Here is a 6,127-nt window from a genome sequence, read left to right on the forward strand (position 1 = left end):
GAGCGCCGCCGCAACTTCACGCGCCGCATCGAGGCGGTCTCGCGCATCCAGCAGGCCGCCAGTGGCCTCGACGAGCGCATCCGCGAGTTGCAGGCGCAGCAGGCGGCGCTCAACCAGCTCGAGGCCAAGTTCGAGGAACTCACCGCGCACCTGCTCGCAGCGCCCGACGAAGAACCCGCCGAAGCCCTGGCGGCATGAGCGCCGCACGGCCGCCCGAAGGCGCTCGCACCGCAGTGCGCAGCACGGAGGTTTCTCAATGAGCGCCGCACGGCCGCCCGAAGGCGCTCGCACCGCAGTGCGCAGCACGCAAGGCAATCCCGTGCAGGCGCTGCCGGCGGACTTCGCGCCGCGCCTCATCCGCTGGCAGGCCCGGGACGGCCGGCACGGCCTGCCCTGGCAGGGCACGCGCGATCCCTACCGCGTCTGGCTGTCCGAGATCATGCTGCAGCAGACGCAGGTGTCGACCGTGCTGGCCTACTACCCGCGTTTCCTCGAACGCTTCCCCGACGTGGCCGCGCTCGCGGCCGCACCCATCGACGAGGTGATGGCCCTGTGGAGCGGCCTGGGCTACTACAGCCGCGCGCGCAACCTGCACCGCTGCGCGCAGGCGGTGGTGGCCGACCACGCGGGCCGCTTCCCCACCACGGCGGCCGGGTTGGAAGCGCTGCCGGGCATCGGCGCGTCCACGGCGGCGGCCATCGCGGCGTTCTGCTTCGGCGAGCGCGTGTCCATCGTGGATGGCAACGTCAAGCGCGTGCTGGCGCGCCTGCTGGCGTTCGACGGCGACGTGGGCCAGGCCGCGAGCCAGCGCGCGCTGTGGGACCTGGCCCAGGGTCTGCTGCCGCCCCAGCCGTCGGCTGAGGACATGCGCGCCTACACCCAGGGCCTGATGGACCTGGGCGCCACGGTGTGCACGCGCACACGCCCGCGCTGCGAGGTTTGCCCGGCGCGCGGGCTCTGCCTGGCCTTCGAGCGCGAGGCCATCGCGCGCTACCCCGTGAAAACGCGCCGTGTGCAGCGGCGCTTCGAGCGCTGGTGGCTGCTGTTCGCCGTGCGCGGTGATGCCGTGTGGCTGCAGCGCCGGCCCGAACGCGGCATCTGGGCCGGCCTGCACTCGCCCCCGGTGTTCGCGGGCGAAGACGACATGCGGGCTGCGGTGCCGGCCGGCTGGCCGTCGCACTGGACCGCCACCGAGCCGGTGGCCCACGCGCTGACCCACCGCGAACTGCAGCTGCTGCCGCATTGGGTGGCGGTGGACGAGGCCCCCGCCGGCTGGGCCGGCGAGTGGGTGAAGCGGTCGGCCTTGGCCGCGGTGGGCCTGCCGGCGCCGGTGCGCAGCCTGCTCGGCGGCGCCTGGGACCCTCAGGTCCTGGACCAGTAGTCGGCCTCGCGGTGGCGCACGCGCGCCACCCAGTCCTGGCCGAAGTGCGCGGCCAGGCGCTCCACCAGGAACACCGAACGGTGCTGACCGCCCGTGCAGCCGATGGCCACCGTGACGTAGCTGCGGTGGTCGCGTTCCATGTGGGGCAGCCAATGCCGCAGGAAGGTGCGGATCTGCTCCTCCATCGCCAGCACGTCGGGGCTGGCTTCAAGGAAACGCGCCACCGGCGCGTCGCGCCCGGTCAGGGGCTTGAGCAGCGGGTCGTAGTGCGGGTTGGGCAGCATGCGCACGTCGAACACGAAGTCGGCGTCCATGGGAATGCCGCGCTTGAATGCGAAGGACTCGAACACCAGCGTCATGGGCGTGCGCGTCGCGCCCACCAACTCCTTCACCTGGCTGCGCAGCTGCGCCGCGCGCGTGAGGCTGGTGTCCAGCACCAGGGCCTGCTCGCGCAACTCGGCCAGCAGCTCGCGCTCGTATTCGATGGCGTCGGTCAGCGCGCGGCGCTGGTCGTCGGTCTCCTGCAGCGACAGCGGGTGCAGGCGGCGCGTTTCGGAGAAGCGGCGCACCAGGGTGTCGGTGGTCGAGTCGAGGAACAGCGTGGTGAGGTGGACGTCGCGCGAGCGCAGCGCGGCCAGGCGGCGCGGCAGGCCGGGCAGCGACTGGGCGCTGCGCACGTCCATGGCGATGGCGACCTTGCGCACCCGGTCGTGGCGGTCCAGGTCGATGAAGGCCTCGAGCAACTCGGGCGGCAGGTTGTCGACGCAGTAGAAGCCCAGGTCTTCGAGGGCGGTGAGCGCGACCGACTTGCCCGAACCGGACATGCCGGTGATGACGACGAGTTCGGTGGGGGAGGGAGTGTTCATCAGGCCGACAAAAGCTCGCGCGCGTGCGCGAGCGAGATTTCAGAGCGTTCGTTGCCGCCGAGCATGCGCGCCAGTTCGCGCACGCGCGCCTCGGCGTCGATGGCCTGCACGCTGCTCAGGGTTTGCTGGCCCTGGCGCTGCTTGGCCACCAGCAGGTGGTGGTCGGCGCAGGCCGCCACCTGGGCCAGGTGGGTCACGGCCAGCACCTGCCTGTCCTGGCCGAGCTGGCGCAGCATCTGGCCGACCGTGTGCGCGACGGCGCCGCCGATGCCGGCGTCCACCTCGTCGAAGATCAGCGTGGGCGCCTGGCCGAGGCGGCTGGTGACGACCGAGATGGCCAGGGCGATGCGCGAGAGTTCGCCGCCCGAGGCGACCTTGGCCACCGGCTTGGGCGTGCTGCCGGCGTGGCCGGCCACGCGGAACTCCACCTGCTCCAGGCCGAACGACTGGGGTTCGGCCAGCGCTTGCAAGGCCACCTCGAACCGGCCGCCCTGCATGCCCAGGGTTTGCATGGCGTCGGTCACGGCGGCGGCCAGGCGCGGCGCGGCCTTCTGGCGCTGGCGGCCCACGGCGCGCGCGGCCTGGTCGAAGGCGGCGCGCGCGCTGGCTTCGCGCCGCTCCAGCGCGTCCAGGTCCAGGGTGTCGGCGAGGCGCTGGAGTTCGTGCTTCCACTGCGCGTGCAGCGTGGGCAGCTCCTCGGGCGTGGTGCGGTAGCGGCGGGCGAGCGAAAGCCAGGCGCCCAGGCGCTCGTCGAGCGCGGCCAGGGCGGAGGGGTCGAGTTCGGCGTGGCGCTGGTGCTGGTGCAGCTCGTGCACCGCGTCCTGCACCTGGGCCAGCGCGCCGTTCAGGGATTCGATGGTCTGGGCGAAGGCGGGCTCCACGTGCGCCTGGGCCTGCAGCGCGGCCACCGCGCGGCTGAGCAGGCGGGTGGCGCTGTCGTCCTGCTCGTCGAGCGCCTGCACGGCGGTTTCGGCGGCGTCGATCAGGGCCTGGGCGTTGGCCAGGCGACCGTGGCGCGTGTTCAGCTCGGCCCATTCGCCGGCCTGCGGGCCGAGCTTGTCGACCTCGGCGATCTGCCAGGCCAGGCGCTCGCTGTCCTGGCGCGCGGCGTCCTGCCGCTCGCGGGCCTCGCGCAGCGTGAGGGCGGCCTGGCGCCAGGCGGTCCAGGCCGCGTTCAAGGCGGTGGCGTCGATGCCAGCATAGGCGTCGAGCAGCTCGCGCACGGCCTCGGCCCGCGTGAGGCTCTGCCAGGCGTGCTGGCCGTGGATGTCGACCAGCGCGTCGGCGGCCACGCGCAGTTGCGCGAGCGTGGCCGGGCTGCCGTTGATCCAGGCGCGGCTGCGGCCGTCGGTGTCGATGGTGCGGCGCAGCAGCAGCCCGCCATCGTCGACGAAGCCTTGCTCATCCAGCCAGGGCTGGAGGGATTCGGGCCGGTCGAATTCGGCGGCGATCTCGCAGCGCGGCGCGCCTTCGCGCACCACGCCGGCCTCGCCGCGCGCGCCCAGCGCCAGCTGCAGCGCGTCGATGAGGATGGACTTGCCGGCGCCGGTTTCGCCCGTGAGCACGCCGAAGCCGCTGGCCAGTTCCAGGTCCAGCGAGGTGACGATGACGAAGTCGCGCAGGACGATGCGTCGAAGGCTCATGGCAGGGAGTGGGTGAATCGGGCCGCGTCAGGCGCCCTCGTTCCAGTGCAGCTTGCGGCGCAGGGTGTCGAAGTAGTTCCAGCCGACCGGGTGCAACAGGCGCAGCGCGTGTTCCGAGCGCTTCACGACGATGCGGTCGCCGTGCAACAGGCTCGTGAACGTCTGCATGTCGAAGTTCGCGCTGGCGTCGCGCCCGTTGACGAGCTCCAGGGCGATCTCGCAATGCGCGGGCAGTACCACGGGGCGGTTGGACAGGGTGTGCGGCGCGATCGGCACCATCACCCAGCCGCCGATGCTCGGGTGCAGCAGCGGCCCGCCGGCCGACAGCGCGTAGGCGGTGGAGCCGGTGGGCGAGGCGATGATCAGGCCGTCGGCGCGCTGGTTGGCCACGAAGCGGCCGTCGACTTCCACGCGCAACTCGATCATGCTGGCCACGGCGCCGCGGTTGACGACCACGTCGTTGAGCGCGGTGGCCTCATAGACGCAATGGCCGTCGCGCCAAACGCTGGCCGCCATCAGGGCGCGCGCCTCTTCTTGGTAGTCGCCGCGCAGGATGGGGCACAGGGCTTCGCGGTAGTCCTCGAAGGCGATGTCGGTGATGAAGCCGAGCCGGCCCTGGTTGATGCCCACCAGCGGCACGCCCTGGCGCGCCATCTGCCGGCCGATGCCCAGCAGGGTGCCGTCGCCCCCGACGACCAGCGCGAGCTGGGCGTGTCGGCCGATGCCGGGCACATCGAGCGAGGGGTAGTCCGTCAGCCCCGTGTTCTGCGCGGTCTGCTGCTCCAGAGAGACCTCGCAGCCCTGGGCGTGCAGGAATTGGGCGATCTCCTCGACCACATGGCGGGCGCCCGGCGCCTGGTACTTGCCCACGATGACCACGTGGACGAAGCGCAAGGGGCGTTTCGCGGCGGGTGTCGTGGCGCGGGGATGCAGCGGGGCATTCATGCGCAAATTACATCACACGGTGTCGTGGGCGAAGTGGGTTGCGCCGCACCGCAGCGCGCGCCGCCGGGGCTTTCCTTAGAATGGTTCGGATGATGGACGATCGCGCTAAGTTGCTGCTCAAGGCGCTGGTGGAGCGCTACATCGCCGACGGGCAACCGGTGGGTTCGCGCACGCTGGCCCGGGCCGCCGGGCTGGAGCTGTCGCCGGCGACCATCCGCAACGTGATGAGCGACCTGGAAGAGCTGGGCCTGATCGCCAGCCCGCACACCTCGGCGGGGCGCATTCCCACGGCGCGCGGTTACCGGCTCTTCGTGGACACCATGCTCACCGTGCGGCGCGAGGAAATGATGCCGCGCGTCACCGAGTTCAGCGCGCCGGGCGCGGAATCGCCGCAGCGCGTCATCAGCCAGGCCGCGCACCTGCTGTCCAGCCTGTCGCAGTTCGTCGGCGTGGTCATGGCGCCGCGCCGGGCCTCGGTGTTCCGGCACATCGAATTCCTCAGCCTGTCCGAGCGTCGCGTGCTGGTGATCATCGTCTCGCCCGACGGCGAGGTGCAGAACCGCATCATCCAGACCCAGGCCAGTTTCACGCAGTCGCAGCTGGTCGAAGCGGCCAATTTCCTCAACACCCACTACGCGGGGCTCACCATCGAGGCCGTGCGCGAGCGCCTCACCACCGAGCTGGACGCGCTGCGCGGCGAGATCGCCGACCTGATGAAGCAGGCCGTGGACATCGGCGCGCAGCCGGCCCAGCAGGACGAGGTGGTGGTCGCCGGCGAGCGCAACCTGCTGTCGGTGAGCGAGTTCAGCAGCGACCTGGGCAACCTGCGCCGCCTGTTCGACCTGTTCGAGCAGAAGACCCAGCTCATGCGCCTGCTCGACGTCTCCACGCAGGCCGACGGCGTGCGCATCTACATCGGCGGTGAAAGCCAGGTGGTGCCGTACGAAGACCTGTCGGTGGTGACGGCGCCCTACGAGGTGGACGGCCAGGTCGTCGGCACCCTGGGCGTGATCGGGCCGCAGCGCATGCCCTACGACCGCATGATCCAGATCGTCGACGTGACGGCCAAGCTGGTGAGCAATGCGCTGAGCCACGCCAAGCAGGGGTAGGTGCGCAGGGGGCGCCCTACAATCCCGCGCTCGGGCCGTTAGCTCAGTTGGTCAGAGCAGAGGACTCATAATCCTTTGGTCGAAGGTTCAAGCCCTTCACGGCCTACCAAAAAAGCCTGCTATACTGCGAGGCTTCGCGGCTGTAGCTCAGTTGGATAGAGTACTTGGCTACGAACCAAGGGG

The 6,127-nt window shown here is 71.2% G+C and carries 5 protein-coding genes, 1 tRNA gene and 1 pseudogene; 4 read left to right on the top strand and 3 right to left on the bottom strand.

Features of this window, described 5'->3' with window-relative positions; translation table 11 throughout:
* Together BGO22_RS18790 and mutY are read left to right on the top strand one after the other, a co-directional pair.
* Positions 1-198, top strand: a pseudogene (locus BGO22_RS18790) (dynamin family protein); the annotation flags it as partial.
* A 58-nt stretch (positions 199-256) separates the two neighbouring features.
* On the top strand, positions 257-1,381 hold the full coding sequence (gene mutY, locus BGO22_RS18795) for an A/G-specific adenine glycosylase (protein ID WP_083292815.1): 1,125 nt from the start codon (positions 257-259) through the stop codon (positions 1,379-1,381).
* On the opposite strand, the gene rapZ is transcribed toward mutY, so the two are convergent.
* From rapZ to BGO22_RS18810, 3 genes are read right to left on the bottom strand one after another with little or no spacing between them, the layout of a single operon-like run.
* The gene (gene rapZ / locus BGO22_RS18800; protein WP_070397435.1) at positions 1,363-2,247 is read right to left on the bottom strand and encodes an RNase adapter RapZ; all 885 of its coding nucleotides are present in this window, start codon (positions 2,245-2,247) and stop codon (positions 1,363-1,365) included. The two genes, mutY and rapZ, sit on opposite strands and share 19 nt — an antisense overlap.
* Positions 2,247-3,890: a DNA repair protein RecN gene (recN, locus tag BGO22_RS18805; protein ID WP_070397436.1), complete on the bottom strand. Its 1,644-nt coding sequence runs from the start codon at positions 3,888-3,890 to the stop codon at positions 2,247-2,249. The genes rapZ and recN overlap by 1 nt, the downstream gene beginning before the upstream one ends.
* Before the next feature lie 27 nt (positions 3,891-3,917).
* A complete protein-coding gene (locus tag BGO22_RS18810) occupies positions 3,918-4,835 on the bottom strand; it encodes an NAD kinase (RefSeq protein WP_070397437.1) in 918 nt (305 codons plus the stop codon).
* An 89-nt stretch (positions 4,836-4,924) separates the two neighbouring features.
* Here BGO22_RS18810 and hrcA point away from each other — a divergent pair, with 89 nt between their 5' ends.
* Both hrcA and BGO22_RS18820 read left to right on the top strand, forming a co-directional pair.
* On the top strand, positions 4,925-5,944 hold the full coding sequence (hrcA, locus tag BGO22_RS18815; protein WP_070397438.1) for a heat-inducible transcriptional repressor HrcA: 1,020 nt from the start codon (positions 4,925-4,927) through the stop codon (positions 5,942-5,944).
* A 32-nt stretch (positions 5,945-5,976) separates the two neighbouring features.
* Positions 5,977-6,053 (top strand) — tRNA-Ile (locus tag BGO22_RS18820).
* Positions 6,054-6,127 lie beyond the last annotated feature (74 nt).

Origin of the sequence: Hydrogenophaga sp. 70-12, assembly GCF_001897365.1 — a bacterium.
Taxonomy (GTDB): Bacteria; Pseudomonadota; Gammaproteobacteria; order Burkholderiales; family Burkholderiaceae_C; genus Hydrogenophaga; species Hydrogenophaga borbori.